At 68.6% G+C, this 23703-nt stretch carries 25 protein-coding genes; 14 read left to right on the forward strand and 11 right to left on the reverse strand.

Annotated elements, in window-relative coordinates; genetic code table 11:
- Positions 1-59: 59 nt before the first annotated feature.
- The 9 genes from ytfE (at position 60) to KIH07_RS01970 (ending at position 8376) form a co-directional block, all read left to right on the forward strand.
- Positions 60-803 carry an iron-sulfur cluster repair protein YtfE gene (gene ytfE, locus KIH07_RS01930; RefSeq protein WP_226490349.1) on the forward strand — a complete coding sequence of 248 codons (744 nt, stop codon included), beginning with the start codon at positions 60-62 and terminating at the stop codon, positions 801-803.
- Positions 804-1043: 240 nt separating this feature from the next.
- Entirely contained in the window at positions 1044-2078 is a 1035-nt protein-coding gene (gene ubiU, locus KIH07_RS01935) for a ubiquinone anaerobic biosynthesis protein UbiU (protein WP_226490350.1), read from the forward strand.
- A gap of 117 nt (positions 2079-2195) precedes the next feature.
- Positions 2196-3095: a ubiquinone anaerobic biosynthesis protein UbiV gene (gene ubiV, locus KIH07_RS01940; protein WP_226490351.1), complete on the forward strand. Its 900-nt coding sequence runs from the start codon at positions 2196-2198 to the stop codon at positions 3093-3095.
- A gap of 15 nt (positions 3096-3110) precedes the next feature.
- Complete coding sequence (gene ubiT, locus KIH07_RS01945; RefSeq protein WP_226490352.1) at positions 3111-3626, forward strand: ubiquinone anaerobic biosynthesis accessory factor UbiT; 516 nt, start codon at positions 3111-3113, stop codon at positions 3624-3626.
- Positions 3613-4023, forward strand: a complete 411-nt coding sequence (locus KIH07_RS01950) for a putative zinc-binding protein (RefSeq protein WP_226490353.1) — start codon at positions 3613-3615, stop codon at positions 4021-4023. Before ubiT ends, KIH07_RS01950 begins: the two co-directional genes overlap by 14 nt.
- Positions 4004-4603, forward strand: a complete 600-nt coding sequence (locus KIH07_RS01955) for a UbiX family flavin prenyltransferase (RefSeq protein ID WP_226490354.1) — start codon at positions 4004-4006, stop codon at positions 4601-4603. The genes KIH07_RS01950 and KIH07_RS01955 overlap by 20 nt, the downstream gene beginning before the upstream one ends.
- The gene (gene ubiD / locus KIH07_RS01960; RefSeq protein WP_226490355.1) at positions 4600-6087 is read left to right on the forward strand and encodes a 4-hydroxy-3-polyprenylbenzoate decarboxylase; all 1488 of its coding nucleotides are present in this window, start codon (positions 4600-4602) and stop codon (positions 6085-6087) included. The genes KIH07_RS01955 and ubiD overlap by 4 nt, the downstream gene beginning before the upstream one ends.
- 247 nt (positions 6088-6334) lie before the next feature.
- Positions 6335-7990 (forward strand): sensor histidine kinase, encoded by a 1656-nt coding sequence (locus KIH07_RS01965; RefSeq protein WP_226490356.1) that lies wholly within the window; start codon positions 6335-6337, stop codon positions 7988-7990.
- The gene (locus tag KIH07_RS01970) at positions 7987-8376 is read left to right on the forward strand and encodes a response regulator (RefSeq protein WP_226490357.1); all 390 of its coding nucleotides are present in this window, start codon (positions 7987-7989) and stop codon (positions 8374-8376) included. Before KIH07_RS01965 ends, KIH07_RS01970 begins: the two co-directional genes overlap by 4 nt.
- 84 nt (positions 8377-8460) lie before the next feature.
- Here KIH07_RS01970 and KIH07_RS01975 read toward each other — a convergent pair whose 3' ends face one another.
- The gene (locus KIH07_RS01975; protein ID WP_226490358.1) at positions 8461-9162 is read right to left on the reverse strand and encodes a Crp/Fnr family transcriptional regulator; all 702 of its coding nucleotides are present in this window, start codon (positions 9160-9162) and stop codon (positions 8461-8463) included.
- A 185-nt stretch (positions 9163-9347) separates the two neighbouring features.
- Between KIH07_RS01975 and KIH07_RS01980 the strand changes: the two genes are divergently transcribed.
- The 5 genes from KIH07_RS01980 to KIH07_RS02000 are packed head-to-tail and all read left to right on the forward strand — an operon-like array spanning position 9348 to position 14956.
- Entirely contained in the window at positions 9348-9785 is a 438-nt protein-coding gene (locus KIH07_RS01980; RefSeq protein ID WP_226490359.1) for a c-type cytochrome, read from the forward strand.
- Between the two features lie 38 nt (positions 9786-9823).
- Positions 9824-11251, forward strand: coding sequence for a cbb3-type cytochrome c oxidase subunit I (locus KIH07_RS01985; protein ID WP_226490360.1), 1428 nt, complete (start codon positions 9824-9826; stop codon positions 11249-11251).
- A 16-nt stretch (positions 11252-11267) separates the two neighbouring features.
- On the forward strand, positions 11268-12083 hold the full coding sequence (locus KIH07_RS01990; RefSeq protein WP_226490361.1) for a CbbQ/NirQ/NorQ/GpvN family protein: 816 nt from the start codon (positions 11268-11270) through the stop codon (positions 12081-12083).
- Between the two features lie 12 nt (positions 12084-12095).
- Positions 12096-13130, forward strand: a complete 1035-nt coding sequence (locus tag KIH07_RS01995) for a 4Fe-4S binding protein (RefSeq protein ID WP_226490362.1) — start codon at positions 12096-12098, stop codon at positions 13128-13130.
- A complete protein-coding gene (locus KIH07_RS02000; protein WP_226490363.1) occupies positions 13130-14956 on the forward strand; it encodes a nitric oxide reductase activation protein NorD in 1827 nt (608 codons plus the stop codon). The genes KIH07_RS01995 and KIH07_RS02000 overlap by 1 nt, the downstream gene beginning before the upstream one ends.
- Before the next feature lie 153 nt (positions 14957-15109).
- Here the strand turns inward: KIH07_RS02000 and KIH07_RS02005 are convergent, their stop codons facing one another.
- The 10 genes from KIH07_RS02005 to queE form a co-directional block, all read right to left on the reverse strand.
- Entirely contained in the window at positions 15110-16435 is a 1326-nt protein-coding gene (locus KIH07_RS02005) for a 4Fe-4S binding protein (protein ID WP_319004847.1), read from the reverse strand.
- A 142-nt stretch (positions 16436-16577) separates the two neighbouring features.
- Positions 16578-17417, reverse strand: coding sequence for an FTR1 family iron permease (locus KIH07_RS02010; RefSeq protein WP_226490365.1), 840 nt, complete (start codon positions 17415-17417; stop codon positions 16578-16580).
- 13 nt (positions 17418-17430) lie between these two features.
- Entirely contained in the window at positions 17431-17895 is a 465-nt protein-coding gene (locus tag KIH07_RS25440) for a cupredoxin domain-containing protein (protein ID WP_319004772.1), read from the reverse strand.
- Complete coding sequence (locus KIH07_RS02020; protein WP_226490366.1) at positions 17895-18434, reverse strand: iron transporter; 540 nt, start codon at positions 18432-18434, stop codon at positions 17895-17897. The genes KIH07_RS25440 and KIH07_RS02020 overlap by 1 nt, the downstream gene beginning before the upstream one ends.
- A 162-nt stretch (positions 18435-18596) precedes the next feature.
- The gene (locus KIH07_RS02025; protein WP_226490367.1) at positions 18597-19226 is read right to left on the reverse strand and encodes a PepSY-associated TM helix domain-containing protein; all 630 of its coding nucleotides are present in this window, start codon (positions 19224-19226) and stop codon (positions 18597-18599) included.
- Positions 19227-19335: 109 nt separating this feature from the next.
- Positions 19336-20037 (reverse strand): anaerobic ribonucleoside-triphosphate reductase activating protein, encoded by a 702-nt coding sequence (locus tag KIH07_RS02030; RefSeq protein WP_226490368.1) that lies wholly within the window; start codon positions 20035-20037, stop codon positions 19336-19338.
- Positions 20027-20218: an anaerobic ribonucleoside-triphosphate reductase gene (gene nrdD, locus KIH07_RS02035; RefSeq protein ID WP_226490369.1), complete on the reverse strand. Its 192-nt coding sequence runs from the start codon at positions 20216-20218 to the stop codon at positions 20027-20029. The genes KIH07_RS02030 and nrdD overlap by 11 nt, the downstream gene beginning before the upstream one ends.
- 36 nt (positions 20219-20254) lie before the next feature.
- Entirely contained in the window at positions 20255-22276 is a 2022-nt protein-coding gene (locus KIH07_RS02040) for a ribonucleoside triphosphate reductase (RefSeq protein ID WP_226490370.1), read from the reverse strand.
- A 187-nt stretch (positions 22277-22463) separates the two neighbouring features.
- Positions 22464-22829, reverse strand: coding sequence for a 6-pyruvoyl trahydropterin synthase family protein (locus tag KIH07_RS02045; RefSeq protein ID WP_226490371.1), 366 nt, complete (start codon positions 22827-22829; stop codon positions 22464-22466).
- A 222-nt stretch (positions 22830-23051) separates the two neighbouring features.
- Entirely contained in the window at positions 23052-23684 is a 633-nt protein-coding gene (queE, locus tag KIH07_RS02050; RefSeq protein ID WP_226490372.1) for a 7-carboxy-7-deazaguanine synthase, read from the reverse strand.
- Positions 23685-23703 lie beyond the last annotated feature (19 nt).

The raw sequence follows: 23703 nt of genomic DNA on the forward strand, positions 1-23703 counted from the left end.
CTTCATATGAATTTTATCTTCTAATACATGCAGTCACAATGCATATTTCAGGAAACCCCATGAACCACACCACCACCGAAGCCCGCCCCACCCACGCCGCCGCCGATCGTGCGCAGCAGGCCATCGGCCAGATCGCCGTTGACCTGCCGGGCTCCACCGCGGTCTTTCGCCGCCTCAAGCTCGATTTCTGCTGCGGCGGCCAGATCCCCCTGCAACAGGCCTGCGCCAGCAAGGGCCTGCCGCTGGACGCGGTGCTCGACGAGCTCTCGCAGCTGGAGCGCCCGAACACCCTGCCCATCACCGAATCGCCCGAGGCGATGGTGGACCACCTCCTGCTGCGCTACCACGCGGTGCACCGCGAGCAGCTGCCCGAGCTGATCCGCATGGCGCGCCGCGTGGAAGCGGTGCACTGCAACAACCCCGACGTGCCCACCGGCCTGGCCGAGCACCTGGAGACCATGGAAGCCGAGCTGCTGGACCACATGGAGAAGGAAGAACAGATCCTGTTCCCCCTGCTCAAAAGCGGTGGGCGCTCGCTGGCCGCCGGGCCGATCAACGTGATGCGGGGTGAGCACACCAGCCACGGCGTGCAACTGGACCGGCTGATGGAGCTGACGAACGACGCCACGCCGCCGATGGGCGCCTGCAACACCTGGCGCGCCCTGTACACGGGCATCGCGCAGTTCTCCGACGACCTGATCAACCACATCCACACGGAAAACAACCTGCTGTTCCCGCAATTCGAAGAAGCGGAACAGCAACAACCCGCCACCGGCTGCGGCTCGGCCTGCGGCTGCGCTTGACATGGCCCACCCCTGCGGCGCTTCGCACCACCCCCTCAAGGGGGCGACACCAGCCGTCCGGCAAAGCCGGCCCGGCGGTGTCCCCGGTGGGGCAGGTGCTGGCTCGGATGACCCACTTGCGCCAGATCAAGCCATGAGCCCCTTGACCCAGGTCAACGCCCGCGTGGCGGGCGGTTGCTAAGGTCGCGCCCGCTTGGCACCGGCCTGTCCGCGCTGCCCTTTTCACGACGCAACTCCCCCATGGCCATCGACCGCACGCACGAAAATTCCAACACCCTGGACCTGGTCTGCCCGGCCGGCAGCCTGCCCGCGCTCAAGGCCGCGGTGGACCATGGGGCGAACTGCGTCTACCTGGGCCTGCGCGACGCCACCAACGCGCGCAACTTCGCCGGCCTGAACTTCGACGACGCGGCCATCGCCAGCGGCGTGGCCTACGCGCATGCGCGTGGCTGCCAGGTGTTCATGGCGCTCAACACCTACCCGCAGGCCGCGCAGCCGGAGCGCTGGCGCGAGGCGATGGACAAGGCTGTGAACCTGGGCGTGGACGCGGTGATCCTGGCCGACCCGGGCCTGATGCGCTACGCCACGCAGCGCCACCCAACGTTGCGGCTGCACCTCTCGGTGCAGGGCTCGGCCACCAACCACGAGGCGATCAACCTCTACCACCGCGAGTTCGGCATTTCGCGCGCCGTGTTGCCGCGCGTGCTCTCGCTCGACCAGGTGCGCCAGGTGGTGCAGAAGACGCCGGTGGAGATCGAGGTGTTCGGCTTCGGCAGCCTGTGCGTGATGGTCGAAGGGCGCTGCGCGCTCTCGTCCTACGTGACCGGCGAGTCGCCCAACACGCACGGCGTGTGTTCGCCGGCCAAGGCGGTGCGCTGGCAGGAAACGCCGAAGGGGCTGGAGTCACGGCTCAACGGCGTGCTGATCGACCGCTACGCCAGCGGCGAAAGCGCGGGCTACCCCACGTTGTGCAAGGGCCGCTTCGACGTGGAGGACGACACGAGCTACTACGCGATCGAAGAGCCGACCAGCCTCAACACGCTCTCGCTGTTGCCGCAGCTGGCGCAGATGGGCGTGCGCGCGATCAAGATCGAAGGCCGCCAGCGCAGCCCGTCCTACGTGGCCCAGGTCACGAAGGTCTGGCGCGAGGCCATCGACAGCTGCCAGGCCCAGCCCCAGCACTACACGCCCAAAAGCGCCTGGATGGCCTCGCTCGACCAAGTCGCGGAAGGTCAGCAGCACACCTTGGGTGCCTACCACCGGCCGTGGAAATGATGGCTCCCCCCTGCGCCGCTTCGCGGCTTCCCCCCAGGGGGACCACGCCCTTGGACCGGCGGAGCCGGATCTTCGGCGTGTGCTGGGAAAGGCACGCGCGATGAACGAAACACCGATATGAAACTATCCCTCGGACCTCTGCAGTACCACTGGCCGCGCCAGACCGTGTTCGACTTCTACGAAGCCATGGCCGCGACCGCGGTGGACATCGTCTACCTCGGCGAGGTCACCTGCTCGCGCCGCCACGAGCTGCGCCTGTCGGACTGGCTGGACGTGGCCGAGCTGATGCGCGCTTCGGGCAAGACCGCGGTGCTCTCCACCCAGGTGCTGCTCGAATCGGGCTCGGACGTGAGCGCGATGCAGAAGATCGCGGCGAACACCGACTTCGGCATCGAGGCCAACGACATGGGCGCGGTGAGCGCGCTGACCGGCCAGCGCGGCTTCGTCGCCGGCCCGCACCTCAACGTCTACAACGGCCCCACGCTGCAATGGATGGCGTCGATGGGCGCATCGCGCTGGGTCGCGCCGTTGGAGATGCCGCGCAAAGACCTGGCCCTGCTGCAGCAGCAGCGCCCGGCCGGCCTGCAGACCGAGGTGTTCGTGCACGGCCGCCTGCCATTGGCGTTTTCGGCCCGCTGCTTCACGGCGCGCCACCGCAACCTGCCCAAGGACGACTGCCGCTTCAGCTGCATCGATCACCCCGACGGCCTGATGCTCAAGACGCGCGAGAACGCCGAGTTCCTGGTGCTCAACGGCATCCAGACCCAGTCGGCGCGGGTGCACAGCCTGATCGACGCCTGGGACGATCTGACGGCGCTCGGTGTGGACGTGGCGCGCATCAGCCCGCAGTCGTTGCACACGGCGGACGTGATCGCGCTGTACGACGCGGTGCGCCGCGAAACGCTGAACGGCCCGGCGGCGCGCGCCGCGCTGCTCGGCCTGCTGCCCGACCGCGACTGCAACGGCTACTGGCACGGCCAGCCCGGGCAGGAGCGCGTCGAACCCGCCCTGGCCTGAACACCCCCACCGCCCATGACCAACACCCTTGCCAACGCCCAGCGCCACACCGTCCCGCCGCCGCTCGCCGCGCTGCTCTCGCGCCTGCCCGCCTACCCCGGCTCGCTGCTGCTGGTCACCGGGCTCAACCTGGTGCTGGCGCGGCAGCTGCCCGCCGACGTGGTCGAGCGCCTGCAGGGCCAGCGCATCCGCATCCACGTGCGGGACGCCGGCCTGAAGTTCGACTTTGCCTGGCGGGGCACGATGTTTCGCGCCAGCGCGCCGCAGCCCGCCACCGAGCTCACCCTGAGCGCCAACGCGCACGACTTCCTGCGCCTGGCGCAGCGGCTGGACGACCCCGACACCCTGTTCTTCAACCGCCGCCTCTCCATGGAGGGCGACACCGAGCTGGGCCTGGTGGTCAAGAACGCGCTCGACGCGCTGGAACTGCCGGTGTTCGACTTCGCGCCGTGGGCGCCCACGGCGGTGCTGTCCCGCCTGCGGCAGTTGCGCCCGTCGTGGGCGCCGGAGCCCCGCCATGGCCCGCGCTGAAGCCAGGCTGCCCATCGTCTACGCGTGCTCCGGTTGCTCCAGCGCCGCGCAGCTGGCCAACCACGTGGCGGTGCGGCTGGACCGCATGGGCACGGCCGAAATGTCCTGCATCGCGGGCATCGGTGGTGACGTGCCCAGCCTGCTGAAGACGGCCCGCTCGGGGCGCCCCATCGTGGTCCTGGACGGCTGCCCCCTGGAATGCGCGCGCCACTGCCTGGGCCGCCACGGCATCGAACCCACCCAGCACCACCAGTTGAACATCTACGGCGTGCGCAAGCGCCTGCACGAGGATTTCGACCCGGACCAGGCCGAGGCCGTGCTGTTCCGCGTGCGCAACGACCTGCAGCGCCTCTTGCAAGACGCCGCCAAGCCGCCCGATGAGCCCCCCACCGACTGAACCACGCCGCCTGCTGGTGGCCATCACCGGTGCCAGCGGCGCGGTCTACGGCCTGCGCCTGCTGCAGGTGCTGCAACACGCGCCCGGGGTGCAGACGCATGCGGTGGTGTCCGACGCCGGCTGGCTCACGCTGCGCCACGAACTGAACCTGGCACCCGAGGCGCTGCGCCCGCTGGTGCACACGTTGCACGACGCACACGACCTCGGCGCCGGCCCGGCCAGCGGCTCGTTCCGCTGCAGCGGCATGGTGGTCGCGCCCTGCTCCATGCGCACGCTCGCGGCCATCGCGCACGGCCTGTCGGACAACCTGGTCACGCGCGCGGCCGACGTGATGCTCAAGGAGCGCCGCCGCCTGGTGCTGATGACGCGCGAAACCCCGCTGCACCTGGGCCACCTGCGCAACATGACCGCCGTGACCGAGATGGGCGCCATCGTCTGCCCGCCCATGCCCGCCTTCTACCTGCGGCCCCAGACGCTCGACGATCTGGTGGACGCCAGCGTGGCGCGCGTGCTTGATCTGCTCGAGGTGCCGCACACGCTGAGCCAGCGTTGGCAGGGCATGGACAAGGTGCCCGCATGACCTACCGCGACCTGCGCGATTTCATGGCCCAGCTGGAACAGACCGGCGAGCTGCGGCGCGTGAGCGAGCCGGTCTCACCCCACCTGGAAATGACCGCGCTGTGCGACCGCGTGCTGCGCGCGGGCGGCCCGGCCCTGCTGTTCGAGCGGCCCACCGGCCACAGCATGCCGGTGCTGGGCAACCTGTTTGGCACCACGGGCCGCGTGGCACGCGCCATGGGCGTGGGCAGCCTGGGCGAGCTGCGCCAGTTCGGCGAGGTGCTGGCCGCGCTCAAGGAGCCGCAGGCGCCGGGCGGGCTCAAGGACATGGTAGCCCTGAGCGGTCTGGTCAAGACGCTGTGGCACATGAGCCCCAAGGAATGCCGCTCGGCGCCCTGCCAGGACCTGGTGTGGGAAGGCGACGACGTGGACCTGGCGCGCCTGCCCATCCAGCACTGCTGGCCCGACGACGTGGCCCCGCTCATCACCTGGGGCCTGGTGATCACGCGCGGGCCGCACAAGACGCGGCAGAACCTGGGCATCTACCGCCAGCAGGTGCTCTCGCGCAACCAGCTCATCGTGCGCTGGCTCGCGCACCGCGGCGGCGCACTCGATTTCCGCGACCACGGCCAGCAGCACCCGAGCCAGCCCTACCCGGTGGCCGTGGCCCTGGGCGCCGACCCGGCCACCATCCTGGGCGCGGTCACGCCGGTGCCCGACAGCCTTTCCGAATACCAGTTCGCCGGCCTGCTGCGCGGCGCACGCACCGAGGTTGTGCGCGCGCTGGGCGTGCCGCTGCAGGTGCCGGCCTCGGCCGAGATCGTGCTCGAAGGCCACATCCGGCCCGACCCGCTGCACCCCAGCGGCTTTCAGCACGCGCTCGAAGGCCCCTACGGCGACCACACCGGTTACTACAACGAACGCGCCGAGTTCCCGGTGTTCACGGTGGAGCGCATCACGATGCGGCGCGACGCCATCTACCACTCCACCTACACCGGCAAGCCACCCGACGAACCCGCCATGCTCGCGCTGGCGATGAACGAGCTGTTCATCCCGCTGCTGCAGCGCCAGTTCCCCGAGATCACCGACTTTTACCTGCCGCCCGAGGCCTGCAGTTACCGCATGGCGGTGGTGCAGATCCGCAAGGCCTACGCCGGCCACGCGCGGCGCGTGATGATGGGCGTGTGGAGCCACCTGCGCCAGTTCATGTACACCAAGTTCGTCGTGGTCGTGGACGAGGACATCGACGTGCACAACTGGGGCGAAGTCATCTGGGCCATGAGCACCCGCATGGACCCGGCGCGCGACACCCTGATGATCGAGCACACCCCCATTGACTACCTCGACTTCGCCTCGCCCGTGAGCGGCCTGGGCAGCAAGATGGGCCTGGACGCGACGAACAAATGGCCCGGCGAAACACAACGCGAATGGGGCCGGGTGATGGCCATGGACCCGGCGGTCACGGCCCGCATGGCGCCGCTGTTTGATCAGCTGATGGGTTCTTGATACTGTCCGGTCCATCCACGACCTTGGGGTCCAAAGGCCCGAACTGGGTGCCGTATCCATGAGTTTTTTAGCGATTCGGGGGGCAGGCCTGCGCTAACCTTGGCCACATTCCTTTCGGCCAAAACATGCGCGCTCTTTCTGGCAATCGATTTCACTGGGGTTCTGCCTTCCTCCCATGGGGGAAGCACCCAACCCCTTGTTCATGTGAAATCCGCGCTCCTGGTGGCTTCACCGAACGAGGCGCCCCATGAAAGAGACCTTCCACACGGCGAAGGGCTTTGTCGCGAACAAGAACCGGCGTTCGAAGCACCCGCAGGGCATGGGGTTCCTGGATGCCCTGCCAGACGCGGCTTTGGACAGCGTGACCGAGCTGGCATGCTCGATTTGCGAAACGCCCATCGCGGTGATTGCCCTGGTCGACCAGGACAGGCAGTGGTTCAAGTCCGCACGTGGGCTGGATATCGGCCAGATGGACCCGGATCGGTCGTTCTGCGCGCACGCGATTCTGGAACCCTCCCAGGTCATGGAGGTCCAGGATGCCACGACCGATGTGCGGTTTGCTGCGCATCCCATGGTCACCGGTGGGCCCAACATCCGCTTCTACGCGGGGGCACCCATCGTGACGTCCGATGGAATCGCACGCGGGGCTGTCTGCGTGCTCGATCGCGTTGCCCGGCGGCTGAGCGGCGGGCAACGCCGCTCGCTGGAAAACCTGGCCGGTCTGGCGGCGCGACTGCTGGAGCATGCCGAATCGATGCGAGCGCGGTCCCAGGCCCGGTTCGTGCAATGGGAGCAGGAAGAGGAGTTCCTCCAGGCGGTGAGTTCAGCCGCGCTGGACCTCACCTCGTATGTTGACCGGACGTACACCTACCGCTTCGCCAACGATGCCTACCTGAAGTACTGGGAACGGCGAAGGGAAGAGATCGTCGGAAAGTCCGTTGCCTCGCTGCTGGGCGAAGACATGTTCCAGAAAGTCGCCAAGCCCGCTCTGGATCGGGCTTTTGGGGGCCAGGTCGTTTCCTACGAGTCTGTCGTGAACTTTCCTGGCAAAGGCGAGCGACACGTCAAGATCACCTATCTGCCCTCAGGTGCAAGAGTGGGGGTCCCCTGCAAGGGCGTTGTTGTCCGGGTACAAGACATCCACGAACTCAAGAGCCATGAGCTCGAGCTCGAAAAAACCGTGCAACTGCTCGAACGCAAGACCATCGAGCAGCAGCGCTTCATCCACATCGTCTCGCACGATCTGCGCGAACCGCTGAACTCGATCAACAACTTCACCTCGCTTCTCGTGCAGGACCACCGCGAGAGCCTGCCCCGGGAGGCTCAGCGCTACCTGGACTATGTGTCCGCGGGGGGCGCGCGCATGACGCGGCTGCTCAACGACCTCATCCGGTTCACGGAACTGGAGAACTACACCCTGGACCTCGAAGCGGTCGACCTCAACCAGTTGGCGGCCCAGGTGCGCGACGACCTGCTCTCGGCGACCCTCGACGTGGGAGCGCAACTCCACATCGACGAATTGCCGGTGGTTGAGGGCAACGCTTCGTTTCTGAGGATCGCGCTGCAGAACCTCGTGTCCAACGCGCTCAAGTTCAGGCATCCATCGATCACGCCCATTGTTCGGGTTTCGTCGATCACCGAGGGAAGCGACGTGGTCCTGCAGGTGGAAGACAATGGCATCGGCATTTCAGACGAACACCAGGCCGAGGTGTTCGATGCCTTCCGGCGTCTGCACAACCGAAGAACGTACGAAGGCACGGGATTGGGGCTGGCGATCTGCAAGCGCATCGCGCAAATGCATGGGGGCTGGCTCAGCGTGAAATCCGAGCCGGGCGTCGGCAGTTGCTTTTCGCTGCATTTGCCGTCATGTGTTTCGAACCCGTCGGGTGACCCTTTGGCATGAACCCTCTAGAACGCATCATCCTCGTGGACGACAACGACCTGGACAACGTCTTTCACGAGATCGTCATCCGCAAGACCGGTTTCAAGGGTGAGGTCCGGGTGTTTGAGTCGGGCACCGATTTCCTGGCGTTCTTGAAACAGGATGCCCTGAGTCCGCGAACCTGCGTTTTCCTGGACATCAACATGCCCTTGCTCAGCGGCTTCGACGTCGCGCGCAGCATCTCGCCGGTCTTGCAGAACACCCCAGGCTTCGAGCTGCACTTCCTCACCTCCTCCGGATCGACGCAGGACAAGCAAATGGCGGGCTCGATCCCCGGTGTGAGTGGCTACCTGGTGAAGCCCCTGACACGGGAGTTCCTCGTCGAGCGGTTCCAGCTGGGAACCTGAGCCCGACGGGCGGGCCATGGCGCACCGCTCACCCGGCCCGCAGCCCTCTGGAGGGAATCGCCTGCAGCGCGGCGGGGGTGTTCCCTAAGCTTGCACGCCGTAGTTCGCCAGCCGCGGCACGTCCACGATGTGGATGTCGCGCTTGTCGATGCGGATCAGCTGCGCCGCTTCCAGCTCGTGCAACACCTTGGAGAAATACTCCGGCGTGAGCGACAGCCGCGAGGCCACGGTGGCCTTGCTCACCGGCAGCGAGACGATGTAGACCTCGCCCGTGGAGCAGTCTTCCACCTGGTGCTCGCGCAGCAGATAGCCGATCACCCGCTGCATGCCGGTGTGCAACGCGCCGGTCTCGATGTCGTGCACCAGACCGTGCAGGCGCCGGGAGATGCCGGCCAGCATGCGCAGCGAGAAGCGGGGGTCGCGCTGGATCTCGTTGACGATGACCTGCTTGCCCACGCTCAGCAGCAGGCTGCTGGTGAGGGCCTGTGCATTCAGGATGTAGGGCTTGTCGGTGAACATCAGCGCCTCGGCAAAGCTGTGGCCGGGCTGCACCAGCTCGATCACCTTTTCCTGCCCGGCGGGCGAGAGCACGAACAGCTTGACCTGGCCCATGACCAGCACGTGGAATTCGCGGCAGGGCTCGCCGTAGCGGAACACGGTGTCGCCCCGGGCCAGGCGGCGCACCTGGCAGCCCTGGGCCACGCGCTCCAACTCTTCGGTGGACAGGTCGGTGAAGAGCGCCTGGGTCGCCAGGAAGCGCGGGATGTTGAAGTCGCTGGTGTCCATCGGTTCCTTTGCCCGTGTGGGGGCCGCGGCGGTGCCGGATTGTAGGTGTGGGGGGCCGGAATCCAGCCGGATATCCCCGGCCGATTCTTGGCATTTTCGACGGGAAACTTGAACCGGTTCAAGGAAAGAAAACCCACCCGCTCCCAAACTCGGCTCCAGCATTACAGCCACAGGAGCGTACCCCAATGAGCCAACCCCATTCCAGCGGATTCACCAAGCAGATGGCCCGCAACATGTTCTATGGAGGATCGGTGTTCTTCATTCTCGTGTTCGCCGGCCTGATCTGGGACAGCGAACGCCGCATTCCCACGCGCTCGAACGCGCAGGCCATCACCCCGGCCGTGATCAACGGCAAGAAGCTCTGGGAGACGCGCAACTGCATCGGCTGCCACACCCTGCTCGGCGAAGGCGCCTATTTTGCGCCCGAGCTGGGCAATGTGTACGCGCGCCGTGGGCCCGACTTCATCAAGACCTGGATCAAGATCCAGCCCACCCATGTCGAGGGCCGGCGCCAGATGCCGCAGTTCAACTTCACCGAACAGCAGCTCGACGACCTGGTCGAGTTCCTGCGCTGGACCGGTGGCGTCGACACCGAAAAATGGCCACCGAACATCGAAGGCTGAGAGCCATGCGCACACCCGACACCACAAGGAACTTCCCCATGCCCGCGACCAGACTCCCTTACGCCTCGCAGTCGGTATCCCGGTACTACTTCATCGCCGCGCTGGCGCTGTTCACGGCCCAGATCGTCTTTGGTCTGGCGCTCGGTCTGCAATACCTGCTGGGGGACTTCCTGTTCCCCTACATCCCGTTCAACCAGGCCCGCATGGTCCACACCAACCTGCTGATCGTGTGGTTGCTGTTCGGCTTCCAGGGCGCGGCCTACTACATGGTGCCCGAGGAGTCCGAGACCGAGCTCTACAGCCCGAAGCTGGCGATCGCCCTGTTCTGGATCTTCCTCGTGGCCGGCGCGCTGACCATCGTGGGCTACCTCGCGGTGCCCTACGCCAAGCTGGCCGAACTCACGGGCAACGACCTGCTGCAGACCATGGGCCGCGAGTTCCTGGAGCAGCCCCTGCCCACCAAGCTGGGCATCGTGGCGGTGATGCTGGGCTTCCTGTTCAACATCAGCATGACCGTGCTCAAGGGCCGCAAGACCAGCATCAGCCTGGTGCTGATGATCGGCCTGTGGGGCCTGGCCCTGCTGTTCCTGTTCAGCTTCGTGAACCCGCACAACCTGGTGCGCGACAAGATGTACTGGTGGTTCGTGGTGCACCTGTGGGTGGAAGGCACCTGGGAGCTGATCATGGGTGCGCTGCTGGCCTTCGTGCTGATCAAGACCACCGGCGTGGACCGCGAGGTGATCGACAAATGGCTCTACGTGATCATCGCCATGGCGCTGATCACCGGCATCCTGGGCACGGGTCACCACTTCTTCTACATCGGCATGCCCGGCTACTGGCTGTGGGTGGGCTCGATCTTCTCCGCCATGGAGCCGATCCCCTTCTTCATGATGACGGTGTTCGCCTTCAACATGGTGCAGCGCCGCCGCCGCGAACACCCCAACCAGGCCGCGCTGCTGTGGGCCGTGGGCTGCTCGGTGGTGGCCTTCCTGGGCGCCGGTGTCTGGGGCTTCATCCACACGCTGAGCCCGGTCAACTACTACACGCACGGCAGCCAGGTCACGGCCGCCCACGGCCACCTGGCCTTCTACGGCGCCTACGTGATGGTGGTGCTGGCGATCATCAGCTACGCCATGCCCATCCTGCGCGGCCGCGTGGCCAACAGCCAGAAGGCGCAGAACGTGGAAATGTGGAGCTTCTGGATGATGACCATCGGCATGGCCGTGATGGTGCTGGCGCTCACCGGCGCGGGCATCCTGCAGATCTGGCTGCAGCGCATGCCGACCTCGGGCGCCATGTCCTTCATGGACACCCAGGACCAGCTGCGCTTCTTCTACTGGATCCGCGTCGGCGGCGGGGTGGGCTTCCTGCTCGGCCTGATGACCTACCTCTCCAGCTTCTTCGTCGGCGGTGTGCCCCGCGAAGTGCCCGAGGGCGCCTCGGCCCTGCGCATGCGCGGCGCCTGAGCCCCGGGTGAGCGCCATGACCGTCACCGAACTGCACGCCCGGGCCAACCCGCTGCCGTACTACGCCGAGCAGGCGGGCGAGTGCGAGGTGTTCAGCCAGGCCTGGCGCGCCCAGCTGCCGCTGCTGATCAAAGGGCCGACCGGCTGCGGCAAGACCCGCTTCGTCGAACACATGGCGGCCCGCCTGGGCCGCCCGCTGATCACGGTGTCGTGCCACGACGACCTGGGCGCGGCCGACCTGGTGGGCCGTTTCCTGATCGGCCAGGGCGAGACCGTGTGGTCCGACGGGCCGCTGGCGCGCGCCGTGCGCACCGGCGCCATCTGTTACCTGGACGAGGTGGTCGAGGCCCGCAAGGACACCACCGTGGTGCTGCACCCGCTGGCCGACGACCGGCGCTGCCTGCCCATTGAGCGCACCGGCGAGCAGCTGATCGCGCCGCCCGGCTTCATGCTGGTCATGTCCTACAACCCCGGCTACCAGAACCTGCTCAAGGGCCTCAAGCCCAGCACCCGCCAGCGCTTCGTGGCGCTGGACCTGGCCTACCCGCCAGCCGACACCGAACGCCAGATCGTGATGAACGAGGGCCGCATCGGGGCCGACCAGGCCGCGCAGCTGGTGCAGCTGGCGCAGGCCCTGCGCCGCCTGACCGAACACGACCTCGAAGAGACCGCCAGCACCCGGCTGCTGGTCTGCGCGGCCCGGCTGATGGCCGGCGGCCTGCCGCCGCCCCGGGCCTGCCGCGTGGCCATCGTCAACGCCCTGACCGACGACCCCGGCACCGCCGAGGCGCTGTTCGAGGTGGTGCGCGCGGTGCTGGGCGACGCGGGCTGAACGCGCCGCCCCATGGATCTGCTGGCCCCCACCGCCCCTCCCGCAGGCGCCGCAGCGGGCCGCGCCCAGGCCCTGCAGGTCTGGCGGCGGCGCACCCAGATCGGCTTCTTTGTCCTGTTCCTGCTCGCGCCCAGCCTCAACCTGCTGCGCTTCGACCTGTACGAAACCCAGCTCTGGGTGTTGGGCATGCGCTGGTCGCTCGGCATCGACGGCCTGCTCACCGGCGAGATCAGTGCGACACAGGCTGCACTGAACCTGGTGTGGCGCGCGCTGCTGCCCGCCGTGCTGCTCGTGGGCGGCTTCCTCGCGCTGGCCTACCGCTACGGCCGCATCTACTGCGGCTGGCTGTGCCCGCATTTTTCGCTGGTGGAGTCGCTCAACGGCCTGCTGCACCGCGCCTGCGGCAAGCTCAGCCTGTGGGACCGCGCGCCGGTGCACCGCGCCGGCGTCACACCGCAGCGGCGCTGGTGGCCGCTGTTCGCGCTGAGCTGCCTGCTCGCGGGCTTCGCCTGGGCCATCACCCTGCTGACCTACCTACTGCCGCCGCAGCTGATCTGGAGCGGCCTGTTCAGCGGCACGCTCAGCGCCAACCAGCTGCGTTTCCTGCTGGTGGGCACGGCCGTCTTCAGCGCCGAGTTCGCGTTCGCGCGCCACCTGTTCTGCCGCTTTGGCTGCGCGGTGGGCCTGTTCCAGAGCCTGGCCTGGATGGCCAACCCGCGCGGGCTGGTGGTCTCGTTCGAGCGCGAACGCGCGCGCGACTGCCGCAGCTGCCAGAGCGAGCAGCGCAGCGGCCCGGCCCACGCCGCCCTGGCCGCGCCCAGCGCCCCGCTGGGCAACGCCTGTGACAGCGTGTGCCCCATGCGGCTGCAGCCGCGCAACATCAAGCGGCGCATGTTTTCCTGCGTGCAGTGCGGCCAATGCCTGGACGCCTGCGACAGCACCCAGACCGCCCAGGGCCGCAGCCCCACCCTGCAGTGGCGCATCGGCGCGGACGCCCTGCGCGAAACCCTGCGGCAGCGCCGCGCCCACCCTCCGGAGCACAGCTGATGGAAGAGATGGTGGGGCGCTGGTGGCACGTGGCCCTGACGCGCCTGACCCGGCCCGAACACGCGGCCGCCGCCGTGCACCTGCCCGAGATGAAAGCGGCCATCGGCCTGCTGTTTCGCGCCGCGGGCGGGCAGGCCCACGTGCGGCTGGCCGAGGCCGGCCTGCAGCGCACCGCGGCCCCGCGCCACTGGCTGCACCGGCTCGCGGGCAGCGGTGAACGCGCGGCGCTGGCGGTGCTGGAGCCCGAGGTGCTGGCCCTGCCGCCGAGCGTGGCGGTGTTCGCCGAGCCCGCGCTCAACCGCGACCTCTACCTCTGGCTGGCCCTGCTCACGGCCCACTGGGTGCCCAGCGGCCGGTGGCTGACCGACAACCGGCGCGCCACCCGGCGGGCGCTCGACGCCTTCCCCGGTTTTCACCCACGCTACGAGCGTCTGCGCGATCTGCATCTGGCGCAGCGCCCGGCCGTGCCGGGCCTGCGCGGGCGCGCGGCCCTGGCCGAGCAGGCCGTGGTCGACACGCTGCGCGGCGGCTCGCCCGCCGACGGCGACTGGCAGGCCGCCGACGTGGCCCCGGTCTGGCTCTGGGTCTGCGGCGCCCCCGGTGCGGCGCCCGCCTGGCCCGCCACCGGTGCGGCGGCCGCACCACCCCCCACGAACCGCACACCGGCCGCCGACGCCCAGCGCCGGCGCGCCCAGGCCACGTCCCACACGCAGGAGCGCCACGCCATGGTGCTGCCGTTCCGCGCCGAGGCGCTGATGTCGTGGAGCGAGCTGGTGCGCGTGAACCGCAGCAGCGACGACGAGGACGACGGCAACGCGCTCAAGGCCGCCAACGACATGGAGGTCTTGTCGGTGGCGCAGCAGGGCCAGACCCTGGCCGCGCGCGTGAAGTTCGACCTGGACCTGCCCAGCAGCAGCGCCGACGACACCCCGCTCGGCCCGGGCCGCAAGTTCCCCGAGTGGGACCACCGGCGCGGCGTGCTGGTGCCCGACCACTGCCTGGTGCAGGACCTGCGGGCCCGCCAGGGCGAACCCTTCGTGCCCGGCGCCGGCCTGCGCGCCACGGCCCGCCAGGTGCGCCGGCGCATGGAGGTGCTGCGCCACGCGCCGCGCCTGCAGCGCGGCCAGGAACAGGGCGACGACATCGACCTGGACGCCTGGATCCGCCTGCAGGCCGACAGCCTCGGCGCCAGCGCCCGGCGCAGCGACACGCCCGCGGTCTACACCCGGCAGACCCGCGGTGAGCGCAGCCTGGCCACCTGGCTGCTGGCCGATCTCTCGCAGTCCACCGACGCCCACGCGAACGACCACGCGCGTGTGATCGACGTGATCCGCGACGCCTTGTACGTGTTCGGCGAGGCCCTGAACGCGGTGGGCGACCCGTTCGCCGTCTGGGGCTTCAGCTCGGTGCGCCGGCAACACGTGCGCATGCAGTGCATCAAGGGGCTGGACGAAGCGTGGAACGACGCCGCCCGAGCCCGCGTGGGCGCGATCCGGCCCGGCTACTACACCCGCATGGGCGCGGCGATCCGCCACGCCACCGAACACCTGCGCCAGTGCCCGCAGCGCTGCCGGCTGCTGATGCTGCTGACCGACGGCAAGCCCAACGACCTCGACCAGTACGAAGGCCGCTACGGCCTGGAAGACACGCGCCATGCGATCCGCGAGGCCCGCGCGGCCGGGCTGATTCCGTTCTGCGTCACCATCGACAGCGCGGGCCACGACTACCTGCCGATGCTGTTCGGCCGCCAGGGTTACGCCCTGGTGCACCGCCCAGAAGACCTGGCGCACCGCCTGACGCAGGCCTGGACAACCCTGGTGAGATAGGAGCCCCCCACAGCGCTTCGCGCTCCCCCCCAGGGGGCGGCACTGGCCGTCCGGCAAAGCCGGCCCGGCGGTGCCCTTGGCTTTGCGTCGCTTCTGGCGTTGCGGGTCGTGCTCCGGCGTCGTGAAAGCGATACCCGTGACACGCGCAGGCTCTCACCACCAGAAAAACAGCGCCGACCAGCCGGCCACCACCAAGCCGGCGCCGACGGCGATCAGGCCGGTGGCAAGCGCACGGCGCCCCGTGTCCTGGCTGTGGGCGGCGCTGGAGCGCCAGGCCAGCCACAGGCCCCACAGGGCCGCGCCTGCGAGCAGCAGGGCGCGGGTGCCGTCCACCCAGGGCACGGCGAGGCCTTCGTGGCGCAGCATGGTCACGGTGGTCATGGACAGCCCCAGGAACGCCCCGCAGCCGCCCAGCGGCACATAGGCCAGGGCCAGGTGGTGCTGCGCGCCCGGGCTCGTCAGCGCGCGCGCGGCGGCCAGGCACAACCCGTACAGCGCGGCCCCCACCGCCAGCCCGGTGGCCAGGATGTAGGCCACGATCAGCAGGCCGTCGAGCCAGACGAACACGTCCTGGTTCTGCGGGTAGTGCGTGAGCAGCCACCAGGGCGCGTTGTCCGACAGCAGCCACCACCAGCCCCGCTCGGCCGCCCCGTCCACCAGCGCCACGCGCCACGCCACGAAGACCGGGCTGGCGCCCCAGTGAAACGCGCCCATCGCCACACCGATGAGCCCGAACAGCAGCAGGGCCGTGTCCCAGCCGCTGGCCGTGTGCGCGCCGTGGCGCACGATCTCCGAGCCGGGCACCCGCGCGACCAGCGTCACCGCGTCGCGCTGGCCGCTGCAGCGGCCGCACATGTGGCAGGCCGAGGCGCTGTCCATGCGGCGGATGTCGATCAAGGGCGCGCAGTTGGGCAGGCGGGTGATGCCGCCGGAGCGCGCCTCCCAGCGCGCCCGGTCCACCAGGAAGTGCAGCGGCGCGAGCCGCGCCAGCAGGCCGAACACGCCGCCCACCGGGCACAGGTGGCGGCACCACACCCGCTTGCCGCGCCCGTACAACACGCCCACCAGCACGGCCGCCACGGTGGAGCCACCCAGCACCAGCAGGGCGGCCTGCGGGTACTGGTACACGCTCACCAACTGGCCGTAGATGGTGGTGATGACGAAGGCCACGGCCGGCCAGCCGCCCCAGCGCATCCAGCGCGGGATGCCGCGCCCGCGCCCGTGGCGGCTCACCGCCTCGCTCAGCGCCCCCTCGGGGCAGAACACCCCGCACCAGACACGGCCCAGCAGGACCATGCTCAGCAGCACGAAAGGCCACCAGATGCCCCAGAACAGGAATTGCGCGAACAGGCCCAGGTGGTCCAGGATGCGCGCTTCATCGTCGGGCAGCGGCAGAAACGCCGGCAGCACCACCAGCACGGCGTAGGCCAGCACGACGACCCACTGCACGCCCCGGATCAGGCGGCCGTGGCGGCGCATGGCGTCGCCCAGCGCCGGCAGCGCACCCACCGGGCGGCGCGGCACGAAGCGCAGTGGCACGGCCTCCACGTGCGGCGCGGTCGCGCCCATCGCGGGGTCCACGGCGCAGGGGGTGGGCATGGGTGGTCTCACCAATCAGCGATCAGCGATCAGCGCGCAAGGGGGCCACTCGCGCCGGCGCACCGGCGCGCAACAGGCCCGCCACACCGAGCCAGAAGCCCGCGTAGGCCAGCACGGTGATCAGCGCGGGCTGCGCCCGGTAGCCGGTCAGCGCCGCGAGCAGGCCGCCCACGGCGCCGCTGTCGTCCAGCCAGTCCGCGCTGTTCCAGAGCGGGTCCACCAGCGTGGGCAACACGTCCAGCGAGATCAGCCGGTCCACCGCGTTGACCCACAGGGACGCGGCGAGCAGCAGCAGCAGGGCCTCGCTGATGCGGAAGAAGCTGCGCCACGACAGCCAGCGCCGGCCCGACTGCAACAGCCAGAAGCTCGCCAGCGCCAGCCCCAGGCCCAGCAGCGCCGAGGCCGCGAAGCCCAGTTGGCCGGCGCCCGCGTGGCGGCCGGCCACGCCGTAGAGGAAGATCACGGTTTCGCTGCCCTCGCGCGCGATGGCCAGCGCCGCCAGCAGCGCGATGCCCCAGCCACTGGCGCGGGCGAGCTGGCCGGCGGCCTGGTGTTCGAGGTCCTGCCGCAGGGCGCGGCCATGGCGGCGCATCCACCACACCATCTGCAAGATCAGCGCCGCGGCGCTCAGCACCATCGCGGCCTGGAACCACTCGCCGGCCTCGCCGTCGAGCACGCTGGCCGCGCCCAGCATGAGCAGCGCCAGCCCGAGCGCGGCGGCCAGGCCCAGCGCCACCCCACCCCAGAGCCAGCGCAGGCCCCAGACCCGGTCGGGGCGCTCACTGAGCCAGGCGCGCAGGATGCCGACCACCAGCAGCGCCTCCACGCTTTCGCGCCAGGTGATGAAGACCACTTCGCCCATGCCGTGCTCCCGCTCAACGCGCCACGATGGCGCCTTGCCCCGTGGTCTGGTGAAAATCGTCAAAGAACCGGTAGCGCCCGGCATCCAGCGGCCGGAACACCAACGACGAAGTCACGCCCGGCGCCAGCACCTTTTCCTTGCGCAGCTCCAGGCTCTCGAACTCCACCGGATCGCGCCCCGCGTTGGTGATCTCCAGCCGGAACTTCACCCCCTGCGGCACCACCAGCTCCGCCGGCTCGAACCGCCCCTCACGCGCCGTGAGCCGGTAAGTCGGCATGTCATCCGCCCGCGCCAGGCCCAGCGCCGACCCCATCAGCAACACCGCCACCGGCCAAACGCACCAGGCCAGCAGCCGGGCACGACGGGTATTCCCGGAGCGCGAGGCACCCCAGCCCAGGACACCGCCGGGCCGGCTTTGCCGGACGGCAGGTGTCGCCCCCTTGAGGGGGTCGCGCGCAGCGCGGCAGGGGTGGGCCATCAATACCCACCCTTCTTGCCCGTGCCCGCAAAGGTGAATTCGTAGCTCACGTCGAAGGGCTTGAACCATGGGCCGACGCCGGTTTCCTTGTCGGTGTGGGGGCCAAAATGCGCTGCGTGGCCGCTGGGCGGGCTGATGCGCAGGGTCAGCTTGTATTTGCCGGGGCCCATCAGCTTGACGTTATCGCCGTAGTGCGGGCCGTCGGAGGCCACCATGGGCATGAAGTGGCCGCTGACCTTCTCGGTCGTGCCCAGCTTGACCAGTTCGAAGTCGATGCTGAGGTGGGGCATCCAGGCCCCTTCCTCGAAGCCGTTCGGGTGGTCCTTGAGCGCGTGGATGTCGGCTTCCAGGTGGATGTCCGATTCCTCGGCCTTGCGCATCATGCCCTCGGGCTCCATCTTGATCGGTGCCAGGTACACCGCAGCGATCTCCATGCCGGCCAGCTTGTGCGGCGTGCCGATCGGGAATTCCTTGGCGTGCGCGGCAAAGGACAAGGCGGCGCTGGCCGCGAGCGTGGCGATGAAAGACGTGTATTTCATGAGTGATCCTTGGTATCTCGGGACGGGCAGGTTGCACGGTCCGAATCGGATACTAAACAAGAATCACTCTTGTTTACTTGACGAAGATCAAGCTTCGGGCACGCCGGATGGATCTGAGGTTGAACGTTTTTTCGGCCGCATCCAGGCGGGACCGAAAGACACTCAGCCAGCCTGATCCACGGCCAGCCCTGGCTCGGCAGCGGCGCTCTCCAGTGCCCGCCGCGCCTTCCTGCCCTTGACCCAATAGGGATAGAAGAACAGGTAGTAGCCGGTCAGGATCAGCCAGAACAGGGTGATGCCGCTCAAGATCATGGCGGCGTACTTGGCGACATCGCCGAACACCAGGAAGGAGTGCACATCCATCCACAGCTGATCGCCGCGCAGCCCAACGTTGAGCACCTTTCCGCTGATCGCGTCGATCTGGATTTCCCGGGGTGAGCTGAAACCGGAGCTCGCTTCCAGACGAACCTTCCACATGCGTTTGCCCGGGCGCAGCTCGATCCGGTTGATGTCGTCCAGGGACTTGGCCCCCGGCAGGTCCATCTCCAGCACGATCTCCGCGATGCGCTGCACCGGCAGGAACTGGCTGAACTCGCCCTTCTCGCCTTTGCGCGAGGACGGCTGCAGGTATTCGAGGTCTTTCTTGAAGGCGAGAAACAGGCCCGACAACACAATGACCAGGAAGACCAATCCCAGAAACAGGGACATCCATTTGTGCGTGAAGCGGGAGAACTTGGCGAAGCGGGCCATCGAATCCGGGTGACGCTTCCCTGCGGCGGAGGTGTTTTTCATGGTGCAATTGTGTTGTTTGATGCAAATGCAATTCATTCGCATTACAAATTATGCCCAAAAAAACACCCGCCTCCCCCCAGGCGCCGTTGTTGTTGGCGCCGGCACCGACCTACCGGCATTCAAAGCGCTGAAACCGAGCGCCCAGCTCCGCCAGATCGCTCGCCGACAGGCCGTCCAGCGGCGCGCCCGGCTCGCTGCAGGTCTGCAGCACCCAGTGCGGCACCAGCTGCGCCGCCAGTGCGTCGGCCAGCCGGAACAGATCGTCGCGGCTGAACAGCCCGGCGTGCCAGGTGGTGCGGCATTCCAGGGCCAGGCCCCGGTCCAGCAGCAGGCCCAGGCTCTGCGCGGCCCGTGCGCCGCTGCCCGGCGTGCGGGTGATGGCGTCGTAACGGTGCGCCGGCGCCTTGACGTCCAGGCCCACCCAGTCCAGCCAGGGCATGGCCTGCGCCAGGCGTTCCGGGTACATGCCACCGGTGTGCAGGCCGGTGACAAAGCCCAGCGCCCGCACCTCGGTCAGCGCCGGCACCAGCGCGGCCTGCAGCGTGGGCTCGCCGCCCGAGAACACCACGCCGTCGAGCAGCCCGCGGCGCTGCTGCAGAAACGCCCGCACGTCCGACCACGCCAGCGCGCCGGGGGCCACCGCGTCCAGCAAGGCCGGGTTGTGGCAATAGCCGCAGCGCCAGGGGCAGCCCTGGCAGAACACCACGGCCGCCAGCCGGCCGGGGAAGTCGATGCCGGTGAGCCGCGTCAGGCCGCCGATGCGCAATGCATCGGCAGTTCGCGGCGTGGCAGGCGGTGCCTCAGCCGGCACGGCCTGATTCAACAAAGAAGCGCCGTTCGGCGTGTTCGCCCTGCTTGCCCCGGTTGAAGCTGCTCACGGGGCGGTGGTAGCCCATGACGCGGGTCCAGACCTCGCAGGGTTGGCGCTCGTCGTCGCGCAGGGTGATATCAGCAGCCGTTGACTTGACGGCAGATGGGGTCGATGCGTTCATGGGTGTTTCCTTTTGGGGTGGTTGAAAGACGGGGTATCAAGCGGCTTGCAACTGGCGTTTGGCGGCCAGTTTTTCCGCATCGCACACGGGGCAGAACGGGTGCTCGCCAGCGAGGTAGCCGTGGGTCGGGCAGATGGAGAAGGTGGGCGTGACGGTGATGTAGGGCAGGCGGTAGTTGGTCAGCGCGCGCTGCACCAGCGCGCGGCAGGCCTCGCCGCTGGTCAGGCGCTCGCCCATGTACAGGTGCAGCACGGTGCCGCCGGTGTACTTGCGCTGCAGCGGGGCCTGGCGCTCCAGCGCCTCGAACGGATCGTCGGTGAAACCCACGGGCAGCTGCGAGGAGTTGGTGTAATAGGGCTGCTCGGGTGTGCCGGCCTGCAGGATCGTGGGCCAGCGCTTGCGGTCTTCGCGCGCGAAGCGGTAGGTGGTGCCTTCGGCCGGCGTGGCCTCCAGGTTGTACAGGTGCCCGGTCTCCTCCTGAAAGGCCACGATGCGCTCGCGCACGTGGTCGAGGAAGCGCAGCGCGAAGGCGTGGCCCTCGTCGGTGCCGATGTCGTGCGCGTCGCCGCTGAAGTTGCGCACCATCTCGTTGATGCCGTTCACGCCCAGGGTGCTGAAGTGGTTGCGCAGCGTGCCCAGGTAACGCTTGGTGTAGGGGAACAGGCCCTGGTCCATGAGCCGCTGGATCAGCTTGCGTTTGGTCTCCAGGCTCTGCTTGCCCAACTCCAGCAGGCGGTCCAGCGCGGCCAGCAGGCCGGCTTCGTCGCCCGCGTGCAGGTGGCCCAGGCGGGCGCAGTTGACCGTGACCACGCCCAGGCTGCCGGTCTGCTCGGCGCTGCCGAACAAGCCGTTGCCGCGCTTGAGCAGCTCGCGCAGATCGAGCTGCAGGCGGCAGCACATGGAGCGCACCATGTTCGGCTGCAGCTCCGAGTTGATGAAGTTCTGGAAGTACGGCAGGCCGTACTTGGCCGTCATGTCGAACAGGCGCCGCGCGTTCTCGCTCTCCCAGGGGAAATCGGGCGTGATGTTGTAGGTGGGAATGGGGAAGGTGAAGACCCGGCCCTTGGCGTCGCCCTCGGTCATGACCTCGATGTAGGCGCGGTTGATCAGGTCCATCTCGGCCTGCAGCTCGCCGTAGCAGAACGGCATCTCGCGGCCCGCGATCACCGGCACCTGCTCGCGCAGGTCTTCGGGGCAGACCCAGTCGAAGGTGAGGTTGGTGAACGGCGTCTGCGTGCCCCAGCGCGAGGGCACGTTGAGGTTGTAGATCAGCTCCTGGATGCACTGGCGCACGGCGGCGTAATCCATGCCGTCCTGCCGCACATAGGGCGCCATGTAGGTGTCAAAGGACGAGAAGGCCTGCGCGCCGGCCCACTCGTTCTGCAGCGTGCCCAGGAAGTTGACGATCTGCCCCACGGCCGAGGACATGTGTTTCGGCGGCCCCGACTCCACCTTGCCCGGCACCCCGTTGAGGCCCTCGTTGAGCAGGGTGCGCAGCGACCAGCCCGCGCAGTAGCCGCTGAGCATGTCGAGGTCGTGGATGTGGATGTCGCCCTCGCGGTGGGCTGCGCCGATCTCGGGCGTGTAGACGTGCGAGAGCCAGTAGTTGGCCGTGACCTTGCCGGCCACGTTGAGGATCAGGCCGCCCAGCGAATAGCCCTGGTTGGCGTTGGCGTTGACGCGCCAGTCGGCGCGCGTGAGGTATTCGTTGATCGACGATTCCACGTCCACCAGGGTCTGGCGGTCGGTGCGCAGGCGGGCGTGCTGTTCGCGGTAGACGATGTAGGCGCGCGCCGTCTTGAAGTGGTTGGCCGCGATCAGCGTCTGCTCGACCACGTCCTGCACCTGTTCGATGTGCGGCGCCTCACCGCGAAAGCGGTGGATCAGCACCTTGATCACCTGCGCGCACAGCAGCGCGGCCTCCGGCTCGTCGAACTCGCCGCTGGCGGCCCCGGCGCGGGCCAGCGCCGCACCGATCTTGTGGGCATTGAACGGCTCGCGCTGACCACCTCGCTTGACCACCTCGCGCGGCAAACTGACCACCATGGCGTCCTCCATCGGGCTCTCCTCATTCGGGGTTGAAACACTACCTATGGTGTGCACGATACCCATGACACGCTATATGTAGTTTGATGTGCGACAAGAAATCGCACGCCCCGGAGGCCCGAAAACGCCCAAAGACCGGCTTGATGCGCATCAAGCCGGCGCCCTGGCCCCGGCCCTGCCGCCGGGGGAGGGAAAGCGCCTAGCGGCGCAGCCGGCAGGCGTCGCCGCTGGCCTGGCGGCGCACCTCCACGCAGTCCAGCTGCTGCGCGTAGCGCGCCTCCATCGCGCGCCAGATGAAGGCGCAGAGGTTTTCCAGCGTGGCCGGGCCGAGGTCGGCCACCTCGTCGAGGAAGCGGTGGTCCAGCGCCTGGCGCAGGGTCTCGATGTGGCCGCGCAGGTGGGCCAGATCGACCAGCATGCCGCTCTCCGGGTCGGGCTCGCCCGCCAGCGTGACCTCGGCGATGTAGGTGTGGCCGTGGATGCGCAGGCTGGGCTCGACATCGATCTTGCGGCGCAAGGTGTGGGCGGCCTCGAAATAAAAGCTCTGACTCAGTTCGTATCTCATCTCAATCCATCTCTATCAACTCAATTCACATGCCACGGCAGTTCCCACACCGCATGAAACCTGGGCGCGCCGGCCCCTCACCCCAACCCTCTCCCCAGCGGGGAGAGGGAGCCAAACCCGCGGCCGGAGGGCGTGCCTCGCCCAGGGCACCCGTGGAACTGGCTTTGCCAGGCCACAGGGTGCGCCCCCTCCGGGGGGACGCCGCGAAGCGGCGCAGGGGGGTCATCGGATCCCCAACACCTTGTGCGTCTGCACCGAGAGCCGCCAGCGCGGGTCGGCCAGGCACAGCGCGGTGGCCAGCTCGGTGTTGCGGCGCGCCAGCGGGCCGTCCATGGCCTGCAGGAAATGGTGTTCGAACGGCAGCTCGGCCAGCGCCGCCAGGTCCAGCCCGTCCTGCGGCACCACCACCTTCAACTCCTGCCCGCGGGTGAGCAGCAGCGGAGCGCCGGCCTTGGGGCTCACACACACCCAGTCCAGCCCGGCGGGTGGCGCGAGCGTGCCATTGGTTTCCACCGCGATGGTGAAGCCGCGCGCGTGCAGCGCGCCGGTCAGGGCCTCGTCCACCTGCAGCAGCGGCTCGCCCCCGGTCAGCACCACCAGGCCGGGGGCAGCGCCGGCGGGCCACTGCCCGGCGATGGTGTCGGCCAGGGCCTCGGCGGTGGTGAACTTGCCGCCCAGCGTGCCGTCGGTGCCCACGAAGTCGGTGTCGCAGAAGCTGCAGACCGCGCTGGCGCGATCGGCCTCGCGCCCGCTCCAGAGGTTGCAGCCGGCAAAGCGGCAGAACACCGCCGCGCGGCCGGCGTTGGCACCCTCGCCCTGCAGGGTGTAGAAGATTTCCTTGACGCTGTAGGTCATGGTGAGAGCCGGGTTGGCC

It is taken from the genome of Hydrogenophaga taeniospiralis, from assembly GCF_020510445.1.
Lineage (GTDB): Bacteria > Pseudomonadota > Gammaproteobacteria > Burkholderiales > Burkholderiaceae_C > Hydrogenophaga.

Excerpts from the sequence above, each read along its gene's own strand:
- ytfE (WP_226490349.1), top strand. The coding sequence starts at position 60 with ATGAACCACACCACCACCGAAGCCCGCCCCACCCACGCCGCCGCCGAT.
- ubiU (WP_226490350.1), top strand. The coding sequence starts at position 1,044 with ATGGCCATCGACCGCACGCACGAAAATTCCAACACCCTGGACCTGGTC.
- ubiV (WP_226490351.1), top strand. The coding sequence starts at position 2,196 with ATGAAACTATCCCTCGGACCTCTGCAGTACCACTGGCCGCGCCAGACC.
- ubiT (WP_226490352.1), top strand. The coding sequence starts at position 3,111 with ATGACCAACACCCTTGCCAACGCCCAGCGCCACACCGTCCCGCCGCCG.
- KIH07_RS01950 (WP_226490353.1), top strand. The coding sequence starts at position 3,613 with ATGGCCCGCGCTGAAGCCAGGCTGCCCATCGTCTACGCGTGCTCCGGT.
- KIH07_RS01955 (WP_226490354.1), top strand. The coding sequence starts at position 4,004 with ATGAGCCCCCCACCGACTGAACCACGCCGCCTGCTGGTGGCCATCACC.
- ubiD (WP_226490355.1), top strand. The coding sequence starts at position 4,600 with ATGACCTACCGCGACCTGCGCGATTTCATGGCCCAGCTGGAACAGACC.
- KIH07_RS01965 (WP_226490356.1), top strand. The coding sequence starts at position 6,335 with ATGAAAGAGACCTTCCACACGGCGAAGGGCTTTGTCGCGAACAAGAAC.
- KIH07_RS01970 (WP_226490357.1), top strand. The coding sequence starts at position 7,987 with ATGAACCCTCTAGAACGCATCATCCTCGTGGACGACAACGACCTGGAC.
- KIH07_RS01975 (WP_226490358.1), bottom strand. The coding sequence starts at position 9,162 with ATGGACACCAGCGACTTCAACATCCCGCGCTTCCTGGCGACCCAGGCG.
- KIH07_RS01980 (WP_226490359.1), top strand. The coding sequence starts at position 9,348 with ATGAGCCAACCCCATTCCAGCGGATTCACCAAGCAGATGGCCCGCAAC.
- KIH07_RS01985 (WP_226490360.1), top strand. The coding sequence starts at position 9,824 with ATGCCCGCGACCAGACTCCCTTACGCCTCGCAGTCGGTATCCCGGTAC.
- KIH07_RS01990 (WP_226490361.1), top strand. The coding sequence starts at position 11,268 with ATGACCGTCACCGAACTGCACGCCCGGGCCAACCCGCTGCCGTACTAC.
- KIH07_RS01995 (WP_226490362.1), top strand. The coding sequence starts at position 12,096 with ATGGATCTGCTGGCCCCCACCGCCCCTCCCGCAGGCGCCGCAGCGGGC.
- KIH07_RS02000 (WP_226490363.1), top strand. The coding sequence starts at position 13,130 with ATGGAAGAGATGGTGGGGCGCTGGTGGCACGTGGCCCTGACGCGCCTG.
- KIH07_RS02005 (WP_319004847.1), bottom strand. The coding sequence starts at position 16,435 with ATGCGCCGCCACGGCCGCCTGATCCGGGGCGTGCAGTGGGTCGTCGTG.
- KIH07_RS02010 (WP_226490365.1), bottom strand. The coding sequence starts at position 17,417 with ATGGGCGAAGTGGTCTTCATCACCTGGCGCGAAAGCGTGGAGGCGCTG.
- KIH07_RS25440 (WP_319004772.1), bottom strand. The coding sequence starts at position 17,895 with ATGGCCCACCCCTGCCGCGCTGCGCGCGACCCCCTCAAGGGGGCGACA.
- KIH07_RS02020 (WP_226490366.1), bottom strand. The coding sequence starts at position 18,434 with ATGAAATACACGTCTTTCATCGCCACGCTCGCGGCCAGCGCCGCCTTG.
- KIH07_RS02025 (WP_226490367.1), bottom strand. The coding sequence starts at position 19,226 with ATGAAAAACACCTCCGCCGCAGGGAAGCGTCACCCGGATTCGATGGCC.
- nrdD (WP_226490369.1), bottom strand. The coding sequence starts at position 20,218 with ATGAACGCATCGACCCCATCTGCCGTCAAGTCAACGGCTGCTGATATC.
- KIH07_RS02040 (WP_226490370.1), bottom strand. The coding sequence starts at position 22,276 with ATGGAGGACGCCATGGTGGTCAGTTTGCCGCGCGAGGTGGTCAAGCGA.
- KIH07_RS02045 (WP_226490371.1), bottom strand. The coding sequence starts at position 22,829 with ATGAGATACGAACTGAGTCAGAGCTTTTATTTCGAGGCCGCCCACACC.
- queE (WP_226490372.1), bottom strand. The coding sequence starts at position 23,684 with ATGACCTACAGCGTCAAGGAAATCTTCTACACCCTGCAGGGCGAGGGT.